Here is a 1,730-nt window from a genome sequence, read left to right as displayed (position 1 = left end):
CGTAATGGCCACGAGACCGGCCACGGCTCCGGAAATGATGCCGAGTGCGGTCGGCTTGCGCGAGTGGATCCACTCCGCAACCATCCAGGCCATGGCACCGCCTGCCGTTGCTACCTGCGTGGTCAGCATGGCCATGCCTGCACGGCCATTGGCGCCACCGGCCGAGCCTGCATTGAATCCGAACCAGCCAACCCAGAGCAGGGAGGCACCGATGATGGCGTAGGTCAGGTTGAAGGGCGAGAAATCCTCATGCCCAAGACCGCGACGCTTGCCGAGAACCAGAGCGGCCACCAGACCGGCCACACCGGAATTGATATGCACGACCGTACCACCGGCGAAGTCGACGGCACCGATACCGGCTACCCAGCCGAGAGGGCTCCAGACCCAATGCGCGATCGGCGCATAGACGAGAATGGACCACAACACCGTGAAGGCACAGAGCGCCGAGAACTTCATACGCTCGGCAAAGCTGCCTGCGATCAGAGCCGGAGTGATGATGGCGAAGGTCATCTGGAACATGACCCAGACGCTCTCGGGAATGGTCATTGCCACGGGATTGGCGGAGTTCGCCCCCATGACGAAGGCCTGATCGGCCCCCTTGCTGATATGCTCGGCCACGCCGTTCAGCATGAAGCGCGACATGTCGCCGATCCAGGGCGTGCCCGTACCGAAGGCCAGGCTGTAGCCGACGACCATCCAGACGATGCTGGCAATACAGCAGATGGCGACCGACTGGATCAGCGTTGCCAGCACGTTCTTCTTGCGAACCATGCCCGCGTAGAACAGGCCGACGCCGGGAATAGTCATCAGCAGGACGAGCGCCGTGCTGACCAGCATCCATGCGGTATCGCCCGTGTCGATGGCCGGAGGCGCTGCAAGGGCGGGAAGAGGCATCAGTGCGACGGTGAGAGGTGCAATCGCCTTGAGGATACGGCTCATATGGCGGTTTCTCCCGTTTCGCCGGTGCGGATGCGGATGACAGTATCGAGCGGCGAGACGAAGATCTTGCCGTCGCCAATCTTGCCGGTGCGGGCGGCATTCAGGATCGCATCGACCACCTCATCGACGATATCGTCGGTAACGGCGATCTCGATCTTGACCTTGGGCAGGAAGCTGACCTGATATTCCGCGCCTCGATAAATCTCCGTCTGACCTTTCTGACGACCGAAACCCTTGATCTCGGTAACCGTTAGGCCCTGTACCCCCAATGGGGTCAGGGCTTCGCGAACGTCATCCAGTTTGAACGGCTTGATAATCGCCGTAATGAGCTTCATTACATTCCTCCGCACCGCAAGAGGCCCCTGTTTCTGCAAACAGTCCTGCCAGTTCTCGTAAGACCAAATCGTGCCAGTTTCATAACGAGATTGGCAAGAGCCTAGAGAGCTCCATTTCCCATTTCCTGCGGCTGCATTAAAAAAGCCACGGTCACAAGAGCTGTGGAGAAGAAAGCCCCATGAACCAGGTCGATATCTGCATCAATGGCGCGGGTCCTGTCGGGGCGACTCTGGCCTGTCGTCTCGCGGCATCGGGGCTTCGGGTTCTGCTCATCGACCGCGCGCCCCTGCCCGGCATGGAGCATCCATCGCTTGACGGACGCGCCTATGCCATCACCGAGGGCTCGCGCCGCATGCTCGACGCGGCGGGGATATGGCAGCACCTGCCCGCTCCTTCGCAGCCCATCAACAGCATCACCGTCAGCGATGGCCGACCAGGCGAGCCCGCCTCCCCCC

General features: G+C 61.2%; 3 protein-coding genes. 1 reads left to right on the top strand and 2 read right to left on the bottom strand.

What is annotated here, in order from left to right; all coding sequences use genetic code 11:
- Together C0V97_RS16435 and glnK are read right to left on the bottom strand one after the other, a co-directional pair.
- On the bottom strand, nucleotides 1-939 hold a 939-nt coding region (locus tag C0V97_RS16435), incomplete at its 3' end, for an ammonium transporter (RefSeq protein ID WP_148114952.1).
- A complete protein-coding gene (gene glnK / locus C0V97_RS16430; protein ID WP_127102951.1) occupies nucleotides 936-1,274 on the bottom strand; it encodes a P-II family nitrogen regulator in 339 nt (112 codons plus the stop codon). The genes C0V97_RS16435 and glnK, both read right to left, overlap by 4 nt.
- Before the next feature lie 179 nt (nucleotides 1,275-1,453).
- On the opposite strand from glnK, the gene C0V97_RS16425 reads away from it, so the two are divergent.
- Nucleotides 1,454-1,730, top strand: a 277-nt coding sequence (locus C0V97_RS16425) for an FAD-dependent oxidoreductase (protein WP_158625458.1), incomplete at its 3' end; no start/stop codon positions are given.

Source organism: Asaia sp. W19 (genome assembly GCF_003994335.1).
Taxonomy (GTDB): Bacteria; Pseudomonadota; Alphaproteobacteria; order Acetobacterales; family Acetobacteraceae; genus Asaia.
Note: the sequence above shows the minus strand (reverse complement) of the source record. Positions and strands in the feature narration are given on the sequence as shown.